This is a genomic window from Caulobacter sp. RHG1, from assembly GCF_013181195.1.
In the GTDB taxonomy this organism is placed as follows: Bacteria; Pseudomonadota; Alphaproteobacteria; order Caulobacterales; family Caulobacteraceae; genus Caulobacter.
The window spans coordinates 1-19,156 of the sequence record NZ_SMZP01000004.1; the positions used below are offsets into that span (position 1 = coordinate 1).

The following is a 19,156-nucleotide window of genomic DNA, read 5'->3' on the forward strand; positions in this document are numbered from 1 at the left end:
CACCCTGCCATCACAATCCAAAACACCCTGACGCGGGGTGGAGCAGCCCGGTAGCTCGTCAGGCTCATAACCTGAAGGTCACAGGTTCAAATCCTGTCCCCGCACCCAAGGTCGTCAAGTCTGATCACCCCGTCGATCCGTCGGCGGGGATTTTTAATGCTCAATCTTGCAACCTATAGCGGCATTTCGGCAACGCCCGTTGCCTGAAGCGTGAATTTTTCGAACTTCTGTCGCTGTTCGGCCAACTTTCTACGCTCAAAGCCCATAGCGCTTGCTGCGGTTTTGCGTCATGACTTCCCTTGGAAGGACGCGGGCCGACTATCAGCCCGTCGATTGAGGTGTTTGAGGATAATATGGCGAACGGTGTCGTTAAGTGGTTCAACCCGGCCAAGGGCTTTGGCTTCATTCAGCCCGAGGACGGCGGCCAGGACGTGTTCGTCCATATCGCCGCGGTTGAACGCTCGGGCCTGGGTGGCCTGAACGAAGGTGATCAAGTCGCGTACGAGCTGGAAGAAGATCGCCGTTCGGGCAAGACTTCGGCCGGCCAACTGCGCGTGACGGGTCACGGCGAAGTTCCGGGTGGCGGCGGCGCCCGCGCTCCGCGTCCCCCGCGCAGCTTCGACGGCCCGCGTGGCGGCGGTTATGACGCTCCGCGCGGCGGCGGTGGCGGCGGTGGCGGCGAAGCCGGCACGGGCGTCGTGAAGTGGTTCAACACCACCAAGGGCTTCGGCTTCATCCAGCCGGACAACGGCGGCGGCGACATCTTCGTGCACATCTCGGCCGTTGAACGCGCCGGCCTGCGCGGCCTGAACGAAGGCCAGCAAGTCGGTTATGAGCTTGAACAGGACCGTCGCTCGGGCAAGACCTCGGCCGGCAACCTGCGCATCCTCTAAGCGCCAAAAAGAAAAGGCCGCCCGGACGGACGGCCTTTTCGAAAGACTTTTGAAGGGCCCCGCCGACGTGAAAGCGTCGGACGGGGCCTTTCGGCGTTTGGAGCTTTGCTCTGCGGGACGCCTTGAGCTGCGCGCACAGCCATTGGGTGGGCGTGGCGCATGGAAAAGGCCGCCCTTCCGGACGGCCTTCCCAAGACGAACTGAGCCCGTGTCGTGCCTACTCAGCGGCCGCCCGGGCCGCCTGGTTCACCGCCAGGGCCGTCAGATTGACGATGCCACGGGCCGTGACGCTGGGCACCAGCACGTGCACCGGCTTGCTCATGCCCAGAAGGATGGGTCCGACGAGCAGAGACTCGGTGGCGGCGCTGAGCAGGGTCAGGCCGATATTGGCCGCGTCCAGGGTCGGCATGACCAGCAGATTGGCCGAGCCCTTCAGCGGGCTGTCGGCCACCATGCGGTCGCGCAGGTGCTGGCTGAGCGCGGCGTCGGCGTGCATCTCACCGTCAACCTCGAGGTCCGGCGCCTGCTCGCGCAGCAGGCCCAGGGCCTCGCGCATCTTGCGGGCGGTCGGCGAGTTGCTGGCCCCGAACGAGGAGTGCGAGAGCAGGGCGGCCTTGGGCGTCAGGCCAAAACGCCGAACGGCTTCGGCGGCGAGCTGAGTGCATTCGGCGATCTGCTCGGCGGTCGGGTCGACATTGACGTGGGTGTCGCAGAAGAACAGCGTGCCGTTGTCCAGGATCAGCGACGACATGGCGTAGACGCGGCTAACGTCGTCCCGCTTGGGGATGATCGGCAGGGCGTACTTCATGTGCTGCCACCAGTCACCGCTGCCGCCGACCAGGGCGGCCTCGACGTGACCCGACAGCAGCAGCATCGAGGCGGCCACCGTGCGCCGGCCCGAGACGCGGCGCTCGGCGGCGATCGGCGGCACGCCGCGCCGGCCGACCAGCTTCTGATAGTCGGCGACCAGCGGCGCAAACAACTCGGTGTCGGTCTGCGGATCGGCGATCTCGACCGCGCCGTCCAGGTCGAGGCGCAGGCCCATCTCGGCGACCTTGGCCTTGATGACTTCGCGACGGCCGACCAGCACGGGGCGGGCCAGGCCTTCGTCGACGACGGTCTGCACGGCGCGCAGCACGCGCTCGTCCTCGCCCTCGGCATACGCCACCTTGACCGGCGCCTTGCGGGCCCGTTCGAACACCGGTCGCATCAGCTGGCCCGAGCGATAGACGAACAGCTCCAGTTCGTCGTGATAGGCGTCGAAGTCGGCGATCGGGCGCGTGGCCACGCCGGTGTCCATCGCCGCCTTGGCTACGGCCGGCGCGATCTGCAGGATCAGGCGCGGGTCGAAGGGCTTGGGGATGATGTACTGCGAGCCAAACACCGGCGCCGCGCCGCCATAGGCGCTGGCGACGACCTCGGAAGCCTCGGCGCGGGCCAGTTCGGCGATGGCCTCGACGGCGGCGACCTTCATCGCCTCGTTGATCTCGGACGCGCCGACGTCCAGTGCGCCGCGGAAGATGAACGGGAAGCACAGGACGTTGTTGACTTGGTTGGCGTAGTCGCTGCGGCCGGTCGCCATGATGGCGTCGGGGCGGGCGGCATAGACCAGCTCTGGCAGGATTTCCGGGTCCGGATTGGCCATGGCCAGGATCAGCGGCTTCTCGGCCAGCAGCGGCAGCCATTCAGGCTTGAAGACACGCGGAGCCGACAGGCCCAGGAAGATGTCGGCGCCCGGCAGCACTTCCGGAAGGGTGCGCGCATCGGTCTGGCGCGCATAGCGGGCCATGTTGTCGGGCATGTCCGGCTCACGGCCGGCATGCACGACGCCCTTGATGTCAGTCAGGGTCACGTTGTCGACGGGCAGGCCCATCGACACCAGCAGGTCGACGCAGGCCAGGGCGGCGGCGCCGGCGCCCGAGGTGACCAGCTTGACGTCCTTCAGCTGCTTGCCCTGGACGAGCAGGGCGTTGCGGACGGCGGCGGCGCAGACGATGGCGGTGCCGTGCTGGTCGTCGTGGAAGACCGGGATGTTCATCCGTTCACGCAGGGCGCGCTCGATGACGAAACACTCCGGCGCCTTGATGTCTTCCAGATTGATACCGCCGAAGGTGGGCTCCAGGGCCGCAACCACCTCGATGAACCGGTCAGGATCCTTGGCGTCGACTTCGATGTCGAACACGTCGATGCCGGCGAACTTCTTGAAGAGGACGGCCTTGCCTTCCATCACCGGCTTGGAGGCCAGCGGGCCTATGTCGCCCAGACCCAGCACGGCGGTGCCGTTCGAGATCACGGCGACCAGGTTGCCGCGCGCGGTGTAGTCGCGGGCCAGGTCCGGGTTCTCGGCGATGGCGATGCAGGGGGCGGCGACGCCGGGCGAATAGGCGAGGGCGAGATCGCGCTGGGTGGCCATCCGCTTGGTGGCTTCGATCGCCAGCTTTCCGGGTCGCGGGAGGCGATGGTAGTCCAGCGCCGCCTTGCGGAAATCCTCGTCCATCATGTCCCTCTTGAAGCTCTGCGCACGTCTAGCGCGGCCCATCTTCGCGCGCGGGCCGTTAGAGCGTCTAGCTACCGGGGATGGGCGGCTTTTCCAACCCTGCGCGCCGGTTTGTGGGCTGGGCTGTGTGATAGCGGTAACATTTTCGCGGGCCTGCGAACGCTGTTCCGGGGCTCCATAAGTAATAAAACTATTATATATTGCCTGCGCTTCGGGCGCCCGCCGCCCCGTTCCTCGGCGCTTGTCCTTCCAATGTGATCGCCGGGGCCTGGGCGCTGGACAGGGTGTCCGGAGCAACCGAGCATCGATCGCGAACGGCGATCCGAGGACGGACCATGAGCGGACTGACGACCCACATCCTCGACCAGGCGGCTGGCAAACCGGCGACGAACGTGGCCGTGCGGGTGTTGTGGCGCGAGGGTTCCGAGGTCTCGTTGGTGGCGGAATTCCGCACCGATGCGGACGGCCGTGCGCGACTTCTCGCCGTCGAGGACCTGAAGGTCGGCGGATATCGACTGGAGTTCGCGATCGGCGAGTATTTCAAGGCCTCGGGCCTGGCTGTGACGGAGCCGCCGTTCCTGGACGTGGTGGTCATCGACTTCGCTGTTTCGAGCGTCGAGCAGCACTGGCACGTGCCGCTGCTGGTGTCGCCATACGGCTACTCGACCTACCGGGGCAGCTGATGGGCGAGATGATCCGCTTCCTGCTGGACGGCCAGGCGCATGAAGTGCGCGGCGCCAATCCGACGACGACCCTGCTGGAGCACCTGCGCGGTCCGATGCGTCGCACCGGGATCAAGGAAGGCTGCGCCGAGGGCGACTGCGGTTCGTGCACGGTGCTGGTCGGCGAGGAAGAGGGCAATGGGATCGCCTGGCGGGCGGTCAACAGCTGCATCCAGTTCCTGCCCATGCTGCACGGCAAGGCGCTGATGACGGTCGAGAGCTTGGCCAGTGATGGGGCGCTGCATCCGGTGCAGCAGGCCATGGTCGACAAGCACGGCTCGCAATGCGGCTTCTGCACGCCCGGCATCGTCATGTCGCTGTATGCCCGCGCGGTCGGGGCCAAGGGGGCGAGCGCGCCGGTGGGCGAGGTGCTGGCCGGAAACCTGTGCCGCTGCACCGGCTACGGCCCGATCATCGAAGTCGCCCAGACCGTGGCGGTCGAGGCGGCGCCGACGGTCGATCTCTCTGTCGTGCGCGACGAGACCATGCTGGCGCTGAGCTATGACGACGAGATCCACGCCGTCACCCGTCGCTGGTTTTCGCCGCGCACGGTCGACGAGCTGGCAGACGTCTATGCCGCGCATTCGGACGCGACGATCGTGGCCGGGGCGACCGACGTGGGTCTGTGGGTCACCAAGCTGCGCAAGCCGCTGCCGACCTTGATCAGCATTTCGGAAGTGGCCGAGCTGAGGGCGCTTGAGGAAACGGCCGATGGCCTGCGCATCGGCGCGGGCGTCCGCTATGTCGACGCCATCGCGGCGGTGGCGGCGCTCTATCCCGACCTTGGGCGGATGATGCGGCGGCTGGGCTCCACCCAGGTGCGCAACAGTGGCACGATCGGCGGCAACATCGCCAACGGCTCGCCGATCGGCGACATGCCGCCGGCCCTGATCGCGGCGGGGGCGACCCTGGTCCTGCGTCTGGGCGATGATCGGCGCGAGATGGCGCTGGAAGACTTCTTCCTCGATTACGGAAAGCAGGACCGCCGGCCGGGTGAGTTCGTCGAGGCGGTGATCGTTCCCGCGCCGGCGGCGGATCGGATCTTCAAGGTCTTCAAGCTGTCCAAGCGCTTCGACCAGGACATCTCGGCGGTGTGCGGCGCGTTCTCGCTGGCGATCGAGGCGGGCGTCGTCACCGACGCGCGGATCGCGTTCGGCGGCATGGCCGGCACGCCCAAGCGCGCCAAGGCCTGCGAAGCGGCGCTGGTCGGTCAGGCCTGGAGCGAGGCGACGGTCGAGGCGGCCATGGCGGCGCTCGACACCGACTACGCGCCGATGAGCGACATGCGGGCTTCGGCCGCCTACCGGTCGCTGGCGGCGCGCAACATGCTGCGCAAGGTGTTCCTGGAAAGCGCCGATTCCGCCGTCGAAACCCGCGTGGTTCCGGAGAGCGCCCATGGCTGACTCCGCCGCGACCGCGCCCGTCCAGACCGCGCCGTTCCAAGGCGTGCATGCTTCGCTGCCGCATGACAGCGGCTCGCGCCATGTGGCGGGCTCGGCAGTCTATATCGACGACATGCCCGAGCCGCCCGGCCTGCTGCACGTCGCCTTCGGCATGAGCGCCAAGGCCCATGCCAGGATCACCCGGATGGACCTCTCGGCCGTCCGCGCCGCGCCTGGCGTGGTGCTGGTGTTGAGCGCGGAAGACGTGCCGGGCGAGAATGACGTCAGCCCGGTGATCCACGACGACAGGCTGTTCGCCGATGGCGAGGTCTATTGCGTCGGTCAGAGCCTGTTCGCCGTCGCTGCCACCTCGATCACCGCTGCTCGCGCCGCCGCCGCCAAGGCCGTGGTCGAATACGAGGAGATGCCGGCCGCCATCGACATCGCCGCCGCGCGCGCCATGGACCTGACCCTCGAGGCCAGCCAGCGCATGTCGCGCGGCGACGCTCGGGCTGCGCTGGCGACGTCTCCCCGCCGCGTGCAGGGCCAGTTCGCGATCGGCGGCCAGGACCACTTTTATCTCGAAGGCCAGATCGCTCTGGCGACGCCGCGCGAGGATGGCGACGTCCACGTCTGGTCCTCGACCCAGCACCCCACCGAGGTGCAGCACCTGATCGCTCGCGTGCTGGGCAAGCCCGACCACTGCGTCACCGTCGAGGTGCGCCGCATGGGCGGGGGCTTTGGCGGCAAGGAGACGCAGGCCTCGTTGTTCGCTGCCGCCGCCGCCCTGGTCGCGGTCAAGACCGGCCGCCCGGCCAAGGCCCGTCCCGATCGCGACGAAGACATGGTCATGACCGGCAAACGGCATGACTTCGAAGCCGCCTACGACGTCGGCTTCGACGACGCGGGTCGGCTGACGGGGCTGTTTCTGGAGCTGTCCTCGCGCTGCGGGGCGACGACCGACCTCTCCATGGCGATCAACGATCGGGCGATGTTCCACGCCGACAACGCCTATTTCCTGCCGGCCATCGAGATCCTGTCGCACCGCTATCGCACGCACACGGTGTCGAACACTGCGTTCCGGGGCTTTGGCGGGCCACAGGGCATGATCGCCATCGAGCGGGTGATAGACGCCGTGGCCGCCGCCACCGGCCTGGACCCGCTGGAGGTGCGCCGCCGCAACCTCTATGGCGGCGAGGGCCGCAACCTGACGCCCTACCACCAGGTGGTCGAGGACAATGTCGCGCCGCAGCTGATCGACGAATTGGCGGCGTCCTGCGACTACGAGGCCCGCCGCCGCGAGATCGAGGCGTTCAACGCGACGAGCCCGGTCTTGAAGAAGGGCATCGCCCTGACGCCGGTGAAGTTCGGCATTTCGTTCACGACGACGTTCCTGAACCAGGCCGGGGCGCTGATCCACCTCTATGCCGACGGCTCGATCATGCTGAACCATGGCGGCACCGAGATGGGGCAGGGGTTGTATGTGAAGGTCGCCCAGATCGTCGCCAACGCCTTCCAGGTCGATGTCGCACGGGTGAAGATCACCTCGACCGTCACCGACAAGGTGCCCAACACCTCAGCCACCGCCGCCTCGTCGGGGGCGGACCTGAACGGCATGGCGGCGCTGAACGCGGCCGACACGATCAAGGCGCGGCTGGTGGAATTCGCCGCCGCCAAGTGGAACGTCACGCCAACCGAGGTGGCCTTCACCCCGGCCGGCGTGCGGGTCGGGGCCGAGACCTACGAGTTCGGCTGGTTCATCCGCCAGGCCTATCTGGCGCGGATCTCGCTCTCGGCGACCGGCTTCTACGCCACGCCCAAGATCCACTACGACCGCGCCACCCACACGGGACGGCCATTCTACTACTTCGCCTATGGGGCCTCGTGCAGCGAGGTGCTGATCGACACCCTGACCGGCGAGATGAAGGTCACCCGCGCCGACATCCTGCACGACGTCGGCAAGTCGCTGAATCCCGCCATCGACCTGGGTCAGATCGAGGGGGGCTTCGTCCAGGGCATGGGCTGGCTGACGACCGAGGAGCTGGTGTTCGACGCGCAAGGCCGTCTGCGCACCCATGCGCCCTCGACCTACAAGGTGCCGACCTGCGGCGACCGTCCGGCGCATCTGGACGTCAAGCTGTGGGCGGCCGGTCGCAATGTCGAGGCCACGGTCCATCGCTCCAAGGCCGTGGGGGAGCCGCCGCTGATGCTGGCCATTTCGGTCCACTGTGCGATCAACCACGCCGTGGCCAGCGTCGGCGACCACAAGGTGTTCCCGCAGCTGGACGCGCCGGCCACGCCTGAAGCGATCCTGATGGCCTGCGAGGATGTGCGGAGCCGCAGCCATGCGTAACTGGGCCCGCGCCGCACTGTCGCGTCTCGACGCCCACGACGAGGCCGCTCTGGTCACCGTGCTGGCGACCGAGGGTTCGGCCCCGCGCGAGGCCGGGACCAAGATGGTCGTCTGGCGCGGCGGCCAGTCGGGCACGATCGGCGGCGGTAATCTGGAATACCGCGTGGCCGACCAGGCGCGGCGGATGCTGGACGGCGGCCAGGCCCATTTCGCGATCCAGGACTATCCGCTGGGGCCGCTGCTGGCCCAGTGCTGCGGCGGCCGGGTGCGGATGTTCCTGGAGCGGCTGAACGACAACAGCCGCGACTGGCTGACCGAGGCCGCCCGGCGCATGGACGCGGCCCAGCCGTTCGAGGTGCGCACCCGGTTCGATCCGGGCCTGCTGACCAAGTCGATCGCTCCGATCCTGGCGACCGAGGACGGCGCCTCCGTCACCCTGGGCGGCGCGCCTGCTACCGCGCGCGGCGTGCGGCCCGAGCTGGGCGACGTCATGGTCGAGCGCGCCGACGCCCCGCGTCCGCCGCTGCTGCTGTTCGGCGCCGGCCATGTCGGACAGGCGATCGCCCAGACCTTCGCGCCGCTGCCCTTCCGCCTGTTCTGGTACGACAGCCGACCCGAGACCGCCGACATTCCGGGCGTCACCGTCCTGCCGCCCGACGAGATCGTCGCCAAGGCCCGCGGCGCGAGCCCCGACGCCTACGGCCTGGTGCTCACCCACGACCACGCCCAGGACTACGCCCTCGTGTCGGCGGGCCTGGCCGGGGGCGGGTTTTCCTACTTCGGCGTCATCGGCTCGAAGACCAAGCGCGCACGTTTCATCAGCCGGTTACGCGACGGTGGTTTCTCGGAGGCCGTGCTGACCCGAATGACCTGTCCCATCGGCCTGCCGCAGCTTAAGAGCAAGGCGCCGGAGGTGATCGCGGTTTCGGTGGCCGCCGACCTCCTGATGCGCCACGAAGCGGCGCGCATTCGCAACGACGAGACCTGACCCGTGAAAGCCTATAGGGCGTCGATCCTGCATCTGCTGGACGACCCGACCAAGACGACGGAGGGCGCGGTCGCCTTCCACAAGGACGGCCTGCTGCTGGTCGAGGACGGCCGCATCGTCGGCTGCGGCGAGTATGAGGAGCTGTCCCCCTGGCTGGGCAAGGCCGAGCTGGAGGACCTGTCCGGCCATCTGATCACGCCGGGCTTCGTCGACACCCATATCCACTTCCCGCAGGTCGACATCATCGCGGCCCACGGCAAGCAGCTGCTGGACTGGCTGGAGCAGCACACCTTCCCGGCCGAGGCGGCCTTCGCCGATCCGGCCCATGCGGAAGCGGCGGCGACCTTCTTCCTGGACGAGCTGCTGCGCAACGGCACGACCACAGCCCTGGTGTTCGGCTCGGTGCACAAGGTTTCGGTCGAGGCCCTGTTCGCCGAGGCCCTGACGCGCGACATGCGCCTGATCGCCGGCAAGGCGCTGATGGACCGCAACGCGCCCGAAGGCCTGACCGACACGGTCGAAGAAAGCCGCGCCGACATGCTGGCCCTGATCGAGGCGTGGCACGGCAAGGGGCGGCTGGGCTACGCGGTGACCCCGCGCTTTGCGATCAGCTGCAGCGACGCCCAGCTGACCATGGCTGGCGAGGTGGTGGCCCAGCATCCCGACGTCTGGATGCAGACCCACCTTTCCGAGAACCTCTATGAGATCAAGGAAACCGCGCGGCTCTTCCCGAAGGCCAAGGATTATCTGGACGTCTACGACGGCTTCGGCCTGTTGCGACCGCGCTCTGTGTTCGCCCACTGCGTCCACCTGAAGGGCGACGCGTTCCGGCGCATGGCGGCCAAGGGCGGGGCGGTGGCGTTCTGCCCGACCTCGAACCTGTTCCTGGGCTCGGGCCTGTTTCCGCTGGAGGAGGCCTGTTCGCACGGCGTGAAGGTCGGCATGGGGACCGACGTCGGGGCCGGCACGACCTTCTCGATCCTCCACACGCTGGGCGAGGCCTACAAGGTCGGCCAGCTGCGTGGCGATGCGCTGGACCCGTTCCACGCCCTGTACCTGGCGACCCTGGGAGGCGCGCGGGCGCTGGATCTGGGTGACAAGATCGGCAACCTGGAGCCCGGCAAGGAAGCCGACTTCGTGGTGCTGGACCTGGCCGCGACGCCGCTGCTTAAGCGCCGGCTGGCGGCGGCCAGGACGCTTGAGGACAAGGTGTTCGCGCTGACGGTGCTGGGTGACGACCGCGTCGTGGCGCGGACGTATCTGGCGGGTGTGGAGCGGTGGCGGCGGGGATAGACCTCGCCCCCTCCGCGCCTGCGGCGCTCCTCCCCCGGAGGGAGAAGACGGGGATCACCTTCCGCCTGCCTTTGGGGGCGGACGACCGCGAAGCGGTCAGGTGGGGGGGAGCGGCCCTAAGCCGCCCCCATCGTCTCCGCATAGAGCTTCAACAGCCGCTCGCCGTCCACCGCCACCGTCGCGGCCTGGATCGGCTGGTCGTCCCAGGCCGACGGACCGAACAGTTCGCCCTCGGGGCTCTGGCAGGTCTGGCCCAGGGTAATGCCTTCGGTCACCACGCGCACCGCGCCGCGGCGCACCGTGAACAGCGTCGGGTCGATCACGAACGCCACCGCCGCCGCGTCGTGGACACAGCAGCCGACGATGCCGTCGCGGCCGCCGTAGAAGGCGGCGTAGGGCTTGGAGATCGCGTTGAGGAACACGCCGGCGTCGCTGCCGCCGGAGGCCAGGGCCTCCATGTAGTCCGGCGACATCACCACTTGCGTCGTCACGTCCAGGCTGACGGCGGTCAGGCTCCAGGGCGCGGTGAAGACCTGGTCGGCGGCTTCCGGGTCGTTCCAGATATTGGCCTCGGCGACCGGAGTGACATTGCCCGGCTTGCCGGCGACGCCGAACGCGCCGCCCATGATCACCACCGACTTCAGCAGCGCAGCGACTTCCGGATCGGCCTGCAGGGCCAGGGCCAGGTTGGTCAGCGGGCCGACGGCGCACAGCACCACCTCGCCCGGATACTGCCGGGCCAGGTCGATGATCGCCTGGTGGGCCGGCTTGGCCTCGGGCTGGGCGGGGACAAGACCCTCGAGCTCGACATCGCCCAAGCCGTTAACACCGTGCACGAAGGTCGGCGATGGGTTGCGCGGGCGGGTCAGCGGCTTGCTCGCGCCCTTGTAGATCGGGGCCTTCAGGCCGAAGCGCTGCTTCAGATAGAGCGCGTTGCGGGTGGTGGTCTCGATGTCGGCGTTGCCGAAGACGGTCGTCACCGCGATCAGGTCGAGGGCGGGGCTCGCCTCGATGAACAGCAGCGCCATGGCGTCGTCGATGCCGGGATCGGTGTCGAAAATGATCTTGATCGTCATCGTCAGGCTCTAGCGCTTTTCCGTGTCGGACGCGAGACGTTGGTCGCTCCCGCCCTGCATCAGGGAGACATGGGCCGCGACGACCTTCCAGCCGGCGTCGGTACGCACCCACGTCTGGCTCTGGCGGCCGATCTTGCCGGTGTCGTCGCGGCGAAATTCGACATTGGCCACGGCGAAGTCGGTCCCGAAGGTGGTGATCTGGGTCCGCAGGCGCGTGCGCGGCGGCGAGCCGCCGGCCCGGCCCAGGCGGAAGGCGGCGATCTCGTCGAAGCTCCACAGGTTCTCGGCCACGCCCAGGCGCACGGTGTGCGGCGAGACCCAGAAGGCGCCGTCCAGGGCCTGGACGTCGTTGCCCATCAGCGCCGTCTCATAGGCGTCTACAAGGGCGGTGACTTCGGCCAGGGTCTTGGGATCGTCGACGACCATCAGACGCCTTTCGGGGGATGGGCGGCCAGCACGCCGTCACGCTGGAGGCGGGCAGCGGCCGCGAAAGCCAGGTCTTCGCGCCAGGGCGGGGCGATGATTTGCACGCCGATCGGCAGCAGCCCTGGCCGGTTCACCGGGGCGGCGACGACGGGGAGGCCGATGTAACTGATCGGTTGGGTGAAGGCGCCCAGGTTCTTGCGGACCGACACTGGGACGCCGTCCATCTCCATGGTCGCCTGGCCGATGGGCGGGGCGGGGCACACCGACGACGGCGCCAGCAGCACGTCGTAGCGCTCGAACGCCTTGGCGACCTCATCGCGGAAGACGGTGCGATAGCGCTGGGCCGCGCGATGCACGCCCTCGGGCAGCAGAGCCCCGGCCAGCAAGCGGTCTCGCACCGCCGGATCGTAGTCCATGGCCCGGGCGGCCAAGTCCTTCAGGTGCAGCTCGCCGCCCTCGAATCCGGTCAGGGTGAAGGCCGCCGCCCGCGCGGCTTGGGCGCCGGGCAAGGTGACCAGACCCTTGGCGCCCAACGCCTGGGCCACGCGGTCCAGCGCCGCAAGCACCTCGGGGAAGGCGCCTTGCTGGAACCAGCCGTCCAGCACGCCGACGCGCAGGGGCTGCTCGGCCAGGGCGTCCAGGCGCTGGGCCAGCGGATCGGCTTCGCGCACGCAGATCGCGTCGCCCTGGGGATCGGGGCCCTGCAGCACGTCATAGGCCAGGGCCAGGTCCTGGATCGATCGTGCGAACGGGCCGACATGGTCCAGGCTCTCGACGAACGGGAACACGCCCTGGCGCGACAGGCGGCCATAGGTGGGCTTCAGGCCGTAGACCCCGCAAAGGCTGGCGGGAATGCGGATCGAGCCGTTGGTGTCCGAGCCCAGGGTCAGCGGGACGAGACCCGCCGCCACGGCCGCGGCCGAACCGCCCGACGAGCCGCCAGCGATCCGCGTCGGGTCGTGCGGATTGTGGACCGGCCCGTCATGGGCGTTCTCGGTGACGAAGCCATAGGCGAACTCGTCCATGTTCAGCGCGCCGACGAGGATGCCGCCAGCGGCGGCAAGGCGCCTGACCAAGGTGGCGTCGTGGGTCGGCGGAGCGGCGTCCCGGCGGATCTTCGAGCCAGCCAGAGTGGGCAGGCCTTCCAGGTCGAACAGGTTCTTCACCGCGAATGGCGCGCCGGCCAGCGGACCGACGGGACGGCCGGCGGCCAGATCGGCGTCGACCGCCTCGGCCGCGGCCAAAGCGCGCTCGGCGGTGACAGCGGTGAAGGCGTTGATGCCGCCGTCCAGGCGCGCGATCCGGGACAGGGTGGCCTCGGTGACGGCGCGGGCGGTGACGCGGCCGGCGCGGACTTCACCGGCGATCTCGACGATGCTGCAGAAGCTCACGGCTGGAAGGTCTCCGCAACCTCGCCGGCCGCTTCGCCGAGCGCAGTGATGAACAACGCCGACTGGCTCTTGAGCAGGGCGATGTTCTCGAGCACGGCGGGCAGGGCGGCGGAGGGAATGGAGAGGTCGCGCGCCTCGGCGCGGGCAGCGGTCCAGGGGGCGACCTCGACGTCGGTGAGGTCCAGGAAGGCTTGCGTTTCCGCGTCCAGCGCCATGCGGTCCAAAGCTCCACAAGTAAGAAAAAACTTCATACACCCGCGTTCGCGCGCCGCGCCAGTCCCGCAGGCGGTCTCAGCTGGATCCGCTCAAGCGCGCGTCACCTTCCGCGCCGATCGCCCGCGTGGTGGGCAGGCGAGGGCGATCGCAGCCCGCCGATGCGGTCATGACTTGGGCGCCGCGCGCCAGCGACGTCACATGCAAAGGTAAGAAGGAACTTACTTGATGGCGCATCACCGACTGGCTTCCACGCCCGACACCATTCGCTTCGGCATGTTCGACGCAGCGTTCGATCCCGTGCTGACCGTGCAACCCGGCGACAGCGTCACCTTCGAGTGCGTTTCCGGCGGCGTCGAGGTTATGCCGCAGGCGGGGTCGCCCTACGCCATACCGCCTGCGCTGCAGGCGATCCACGACAGCAAGCCCGAGCGTATCGGTCCGCACATCCTGACCGGTCCCGTTGCCGTCGCGGGCGCTGAGCCCGGCGACGTGCTGGAGGTGCGCATTGAGGCGATCGAACCGAACAACGACTGGGGTTACTGCGCAGTGCGCCCGCTGGCCGGCACGATTCCGGAGGACTTCCCCGAACGCTATGTCAGCCACATCGCCGTCGATCGCGCGGCCGGGACCTGCAAGCCCGAGTGGGGCCCGCAACTGCCGCTGGCCCCGTTCTTCGGCACCATGGGCGTGGCCCCGCCGGCCAGGTACGGCCGTCTCTCCAGCCGGGAACCGCGCGAGCACGGCGGCAATATGGACAACAAGGAACTGGTCGCCGGCTCGACCCTGTTCCTGCCCGTCTGGGTTCCGGGCGCGAACTTCTCGGTGGGTGACGGTCACGGCCGACAAGGCGACGGCGAGGTCTGCGTCAATGCCCTGGAAATGGGCCTGACCGGCACCTTCACTTTCGTGCTTCACAAGGCGGGAGACCTGAAGCAGCCGCGCGCCGAGACGCCCACCCACTACATTCTGATGGGCTTCAACGAGGACCTGGACCTGGCCATGAAGCAGGCCCTGCGCCAGACCATCGACTTCATCACGGCGCGCTCCAACCTGACCCGCGTGCAGGCCTATCAGTTCTGCTCCCTGGCCGTGGACTTCCGCGTCACCCAGACCGTCAACGGCGAGAAGGGCGTCCATGCACTGCTGGCCAAGGGTCTGCTGTTCTGAGCCAACTCTACCTCTAGGAAGGGGGCTTGGCCCGTCGCCAGCCCTTGACTTGATCACGGAGGCATCGGCGATAGGCGCGCGCCGAAACCCTTACGCGCAAGGGGTTTCCGTTTCGGAACGGCACAGCTGAGCCGTTCCGGCACGGCGCCTATCCCGCAAACAGCCGCAAAGACGGAGGGCGCGACGGCGCCGCTCTTGCAGACCTCGGGTCACGCTGAAGTTGCAGCTGGGGCTGAGGGATCTCGAGATGTTGGTGCGGGGCACGGAAGGCGCGGACGTTCTGACGGGCGGCGACGAGGGCGACACCCTCTACGGCTTCGGCGGCAATGACACGCTGCGGGGCGGAGCGGGCGACGACGTGCTGGCCGGCCACGAGGGCAACGACCAGCTCTACGGCGGCGACGGTGACGACTACCTTCTGGGCGGACCGGGCGACGACCTGATCGACGGCGGCGCTGGCGTCGACTGGGCAGCCTATGAGGACGCCACGGCCGGCGTGAAGGTCGACCTGAACATCACCGGCGTCCAGAACACCGGCGGCGGCGGTCGCGATACCCTGGTCGGCATCGAGAACCTCTACGGCTCGGACTTCAACGACACCCTCACCGGCAACGCGGAAAACAACGTGCTGGTCGGCGCCAAGGGCAACGACACGCTCTATGGCCTGGCGGGTGATGACACCCTGGATGGCGGCGACGGCAACGACATTCTCGATGGCGGCGACGGCGACGACTGGCTCATGGGCGGCGCGGGTGACGACATCATCCGAGGCGGCGCCGGGAACGACTGGGCCTCCTATGAAGACGCCAAGGCCGGCGTGACGGCAGACCTGACGAAGACGGGCCAGCAGGACACCGTCGGCGACGGCAAGGACACCCTGAGCGGTATCGAGAACCTGTACGGCTCGGACTTCAACGACACCCTCACCGGCGACGCCGGGATCAACGTGCTGGTCGGCGGCAAGGGCAATGACACGCTCCATGGCCTGGCGGGCGACGACACCCTGGATGGCGGCGACGGAAACGACGTTCTCGACGGCGGCGACGGAGACGACTGGCTCGTGGGTGGCGCTGGCGACGACATCATCCGAGGCGGCGCCGGGAGCGATTGGGCTTCCTATGAAGGCGCCAAGGCCGGCGTGACGGCAGACCTGACAAAGACGGGCCAGCAGGACACCGTCGGCGATGGCAAGGACACCCTGAGCGGTATCGAGAACCTGTACGGCTCGGCCTTCGACGACGCGCTGATCGGCGACGCCAACGCCAACAATCTCCAGGGCGGGGCGGGCGACGACAAGCTGTACGGCGGCGCGGGAGACGACCACCTGTCGGGCGGGACGGGAAACAATCTCATCGACGGCGGCGAAGGCTGGGACACGGTCGACTACGGGTTCAGCGACGTCGGGGTGACGATCGATCTGTCAATGTTTGTGGCGCCGGGGGGGAGTCCGCCAGCCGGTGACTGGCTCATCTCGATCGAGGCTGCGACAGGCTCGGAGCACGACGACGTCATGACCGGCAACGCCTATGAAAACTATCTGTTTGGCGGTGGTGGCAATGACATCCTTCGGGCCATGAGCGGCGGCGACACGCTTGATGGCGGCGATGGCGATGACATTCTCTATAGCAGCGGTTTTGGCGCTCCCGACTTGCTTTTGGGCGGGGCAGGCGACGACCGATTTATGATCGGCGGCTCGACAGCCGTTATCTACGGCGGCGAGGGCAGCGACACCTTCGTGTCGACGAGTACTTCGAGCGTCAAAATCGATCTGAATATCACTGGTCTTCAGACGATCTGGTCGCTAGGTGGCGGCGCCATCAGTAGCGCGGTCGAGTTGCATGAAATCGAGAACCTTGTTGGCAATGTCGGCGATGATCACCTGATCGGTGACGGCAAAGACAACATCCTCACGGGCGGCTTTGGCGACGATATCCTGGATGGCGGGGCTGGATCCGACACCGCGTCCTATGCAGGCGATGCGATGTGGACGCCTGTGGTCATCGATCTAGGCAAGAGCGTCCAGACACAGACGGGCAATCGCGGAACCGACACCTTCATCTCGATCGAAAATGTGATCGGCACCGCCTTCAATGATGAGATCACTGGCAATTCTGAGGTCAACCGTCTGCAAGGCGGCGCCGGCGATGACAGACTGACCGCAGTCGGCGGAAACGATCTTCTGGAAGGTGGCGACGGCAACGACACGCTCATCGCCAGCAAAGATGACCAGCCTGGAGACCGCCTGTTCGGCGGCGCAGGGAATGACACGCTCATCACTCAGAAGGGTGCGGCCCTTCTGGATGGCGGCGATGGTGACGATATCTTTGTCGTCGCCCATGCGCCGTCAATGGCTGGGGTCACGGTAATCGATGGCGGGGCCGGGCTCGACACGCTGGACATGCGAAGTGCGATCGCCAACCTCAAGATCGATCTGTCGCTGATCGGCCCTCAAGATGTTGGTGGCGGCCATCTCATCGATCTCACGCGTATTGAAGCCGTCGTCGGAGGCGGCGGCAACGATCAGATCAAGGGCGACGCTGGCGACAACTGGCTGCAGGGCGGCGCTGGCGACGACGTTATCGATGGGGGGGCAGGCTTCGATTTCGTTCGTTATGACGATCCGGACTTCCTGACCGGCGTGAAGGTGGATCTGCGCAACACCGTTCAGACGGAACTGGGGGGTCGTGGCGTCGATACCTTGATCTCTATCGAGGGCATTCGGGGTACGGCCTATGCCGACACACTGATCGGTAACGACGAGGACAACATCTTCGTCGCCGGCGGTGGTGATGATCGCATCGAGGGCGGTGGCGGCTTCGATTACATCAGCTTCGAGAATGATGGCTTTGAGCGCGGCGCCCATATCGGTCTTCGCAACCAGGGCCAGGCGCAACTTACCGATCGTGGGACCAAGACTCTGGTGTCGATCGAAGGCGTTATCGGTTCGAACTACAATGACTACTTCATCGGCTCGGCAGGAGCGGACGTCCTGAAGGGCGGAATGGGGGATGACGATCTTGTCGGCGGGGGTGGCGCGGACACTCTGGAAGGCGGAAGCGGCAACGATACCCTGACTGCCTATTTCCTCGAAGCGGGCACGCTGTTGTCGTCGACGGGGACGGTGTTGCGTGGCGGCGATGGCGACGACCGCATCGAGTTCGGTCTCGGGGACAACCGCGGCGAAGGCGGAGCCGGCGCGGACATGTTTTTCATCGACAACCTGGCGGGAGACAAGGTGGTGGATGGCGGTGAAGGCCATGACACTATCCAGTTCGCCTACCGCGTTGGCGTGGGGCTCGACTATCTGTCGGGCATCACCGTCGATCTGAGCCGGACCGACAAGCAGCAGGTCGCGACGGGCGTTACCGTTACGCTGAACTCTGTTGAAAGCGTCAATGGCAGTTCTGGCAATGATACGATCATTGGTAATGCCGGCGCCAACGTGCTGAGCGGCGGCAACGGAGATGACATTCTTGAGGGGCGGGACGGTAACGATGTCATCTTTGGCGGCGCCGGCGACGACATCCTTGTCGGTGGCCGCGGCTCCGACATCCTGGTAGGCGGCCTGGGGGCTGATACCTACAAGTTCGCCGCTGGAGACACCCAGTGGTCGCGAGACAGCGAAAATCCCTGGGCCAGCACGGAAACCGTCGTTCTGGATAAGATCCAGGGCTGGGAAGCCGAGGACCGGCTCTCGTTCGGCTCCGTCGATGTCATCCGCTACAACGAGCTGACGACCAGCAGCTGGCTTGGCGCAATGACCATCGCTCCGCAGGCCATGGCGACGCAAAACTTGAATCGCTTGGCCATCCAGGTTGGCGGCGACATCTATGTCTTCTCGACCGTTCCAGGTTCGACCACCGGCCAGATTGAAAGTGTTGTGAAGCTGGTGAGCGTTGGTCTCGACGCTATCGGCGCTGAGAACTTCATCTGACACGCGCGGGAACTCTCTCAGCAACCTTCACCGTCCCCCTACGTTGACCCTTGGTCGGCGTAGGGGCGTCGAGTTCAAGGAGGGAAGCGCATGAGAACGATCCTGCCCGTCGTGGCCTTGCTGGCCCTGGCCGCTTGTTCGCCGGCTCCGGCCGACAAGAAAGAGGCCGAGCCGCCCGTCGTGCCCGCGCCGGCCGCGGCCGCGCCCAAGCCGCCGAAGGCCGACATTCCGGCCGGCGACTACACGCTGGACAAGACCCATTCGACCCTGGTGATGAAGGTCAACCACCTGGGCTTCTCGAACTACACGGCGGCCTTCGCCAGCTTCGACGCCAAGCTGAAGTTCGACCAGAACAACGCCGCCGCCAGCAGCCTGGAGGCGACGATCGATCCCAAGTCGCTGACCCTGCCCGCGCCGCCGGCCGGCTTCCTGGCTGAGCTGACCGGGCCGCAATGGCTGAACACGGCCAGCTATCCGGCCATCACCTTCAAGTCGACCAAGGTCGAGACGACGGGCGCCGACGCCGGCAAGATCACTGGCGACCTGACGCTGCACGGCGTCACCAAGCCGGTGGTTCTGGATGTGACCTATAACGGCGGCTATGTCGGCCATCCGATGGACCCGCACGCCCGCATCGGCTTCTCGGCCAAGGGGGCGTTCAAGCGTTCTGACTTCGGCATCGCCTACGGCGTGCCGGCCCCAGGCACGACCATGGGCGTCAGCGACGAGGTCCAGGTGATCATCGAGGCCGAGTTCAGCGGTCCGCCGCTGGCGACCGCCCCGGCCGCGCCGACGGCGACCCCGCCGGCCCAGTAAAC

14 protein-coding genes, 1 tRNA gene and 1 pseudogene are annotated in these 19,156 nt (G+C 67.3%); 11 read left to right on the top strand and 5 right to left on the bottom strand.

Features of this window, described 5'->3' with window-relative positions; genetic code table 11:
• Positions 1 to 31 precede the first annotated feature (31 nt).
• The 3 genes and pseudogenes from E1H18_RS11115 (at position 32) to E1H18_RS26730 (ending at position 893) form a co-directional block, all read left to right on the top strand.
• Positions 32 to 108, top strand: a tRNA-Met gene (locus E1H18_RS11115).
• 245 nt (positions 109 to 353) lie between these two features.
• Positions 354 to 557 (top strand): annotated as a pseudogene (locus E1H18_RS26725) (cold-shock protein); the annotation flags it as partial.
• 141 nt (positions 558 to 698) lie between these two features.
• On the top strand, positions 699 to 893 hold the full coding sequence (locus E1H18_RS26730; RefSeq protein WP_233206781.1) for a cold-shock protein: 195 nt from the start codon (positions 699 to 701) through the stop codon (positions 891 to 893).
• 217 nt (positions 894 to 1,110) lie between these two features.
• Here the strand turns inward: E1H18_RS26730 and E1H18_RS11125 are convergent, their stop codons facing one another.
• Positions 1,111 to 3,390: an NADP-dependent malic enzyme gene (locus E1H18_RS11125; protein WP_172269539.1), complete on the bottom strand. Its 2,280-nt coding sequence runs from the start codon at positions 3,388 to 3,390 to the stop codon at positions 1,111 to 1,113.
• A 335-nt stretch (positions 3,391 to 3,725) separates the two neighbouring features.
• Between E1H18_RS11125 and uraH the strand changes: the two genes are divergently transcribed.
• Genes uraH through guaD form a run of 5 tightly spaced genes read left to right on the top strand, consistent with a single transcriptional unit; the run spans position 3,726 to position 10,128 of the window.
• Complete coding sequence (uraH, locus tag E1H18_RS11130) at positions 3,726 to 4,073, top strand: hydroxyisourate hydrolase (RefSeq protein WP_172267735.1); 348 nt, start codon at positions 3,726 to 3,728, stop codon at positions 4,071 to 4,073.
• The gene (gene xdhA, locus E1H18_RS11135; protein WP_172267738.1) at positions 4,073 to 5,515 is read left to right on the top strand and encodes a xanthine dehydrogenase small subunit; all 1,443 of its coding nucleotides are present in this window, start codon (positions 4,073 to 4,075) and stop codon (positions 5,513 to 5,515) included. The genes uraH and xdhA overlap by 1 nt, the downstream gene beginning before the upstream one ends.
• Entirely contained in the window at positions 5,508 to 7,847 is a 2,340-nt protein-coding gene (gene xdhB, locus E1H18_RS11140) for a xanthine dehydrogenase molybdopterin binding subunit (protein WP_172267782.1), read from the top strand. Before xdhA ends, xdhB begins: the two co-directional genes overlap by 8 nt.
• Complete coding sequence (xdhC, locus tag E1H18_RS11145) at positions 7,840 to 8,835, top strand: xanthine dehydrogenase accessory protein XdhC (RefSeq protein WP_172267785.1); 996 nt, start codon at positions 7,840 to 7,842, stop codon at positions 8,833 to 8,835. Before xdhB ends, xdhC begins: the two co-directional genes overlap by 8 nt.
• 3 nt (positions 8,836 to 8,838) lie before the next feature.
• Positions 8,839 to 10,128, top strand: coding sequence for a guanine deaminase (guaD, locus tag E1H18_RS11150; protein WP_172267788.1), 1,290 nt, complete (start codon positions 8,839 to 8,841; stop codon positions 10,126 to 10,128).
• Between the two features lie 116 nt (positions 10,129 to 10,244).
• Here the strand turns inward: guaD and E1H18_RS11155 are convergent, their stop codons facing one another.
• From E1H18_RS11155 to E1H18_RS11170, 4 genes are read right to left on the bottom strand one after another with little or no spacing between them, the layout of a single operon-like run.
• A complete protein-coding gene (locus tag E1H18_RS11155; RefSeq protein WP_172269541.1) occupies positions 10,245 to 11,210 on the bottom strand; it encodes a nucleoside hydrolase in 966 nt (321 codons plus the stop codon).
• 3 nt (positions 11,211 to 11,213) lie between these two features.
• Positions 11,214 to 11,630, bottom strand: a complete 417-nt coding sequence (gene hpxZ / locus E1H18_RS11160; RefSeq protein ID WP_172267791.1) for an oxalurate catabolism protein HpxZ — start codon at positions 11,628 to 11,630, stop codon at positions 11,214 to 11,216.
• The gene (locus E1H18_RS11165) at positions 11,630 to 13,021 is read right to left on the bottom strand and encodes an AtzE family amidohydrolase (protein ID WP_172267794.1); all 1,392 of its coding nucleotides are present in this window, start codon (positions 13,019 to 13,021) and stop codon (positions 11,630 to 11,632) included. Before E1H18_RS11165 ends, hpxZ begins: the two co-directional genes overlap by 1 nt.
• Positions 13,018 to 13,236 (bottom strand): hypothetical protein, encoded by a 219-nt coding sequence (locus E1H18_RS11170; RefSeq protein WP_172267797.1) that lies wholly within the window; start codon positions 13,234 to 13,236, stop codon positions 13,018 to 13,020. Before E1H18_RS11170 ends, E1H18_RS11165 begins: the two co-directional genes overlap by 4 nt.
• 223 nt (positions 13,237 to 13,459) lie before the next feature.
• On the opposite strand from E1H18_RS11170, the gene E1H18_RS11175 reads away from it, so the two are divergent.
• The 3 genes from E1H18_RS11175 (at position 13,460) to E1H18_RS11185 (ending at position 19,154) form a co-directional block, all read left to right on the top strand.
• On the top strand, positions 13,460 to 14,404 hold the full coding sequence (locus E1H18_RS11175; protein WP_172267800.1) for an acetamidase/formamidase family protein: 945 nt from the start codon (positions 13,460 to 13,462) through the stop codon (positions 14,402 to 14,404).
• Positions 14,405 to 14,651: 247 nt separating this feature from the next.
• On the top strand, positions 14,652 to 18,338 hold the full coding sequence (locus E1H18_RS11180; protein ID WP_172267803.1) for a hypothetical protein: 3,687 nt from the start codon (positions 14,652 to 14,654) through the stop codon (positions 18,336 to 18,338).
• Between the two features lie 90 nt (positions 18,339 to 18,428).
• Complete coding sequence (locus tag E1H18_RS11185; RefSeq protein WP_172267806.1) at positions 18,429 to 19,154, top strand: YceI family protein; 726 nt, start codon at positions 18,429 to 18,431, stop codon at positions 19,152 to 19,154.
• Positions 19,155 to 19,156: the final 2 nt, after the last annotated feature.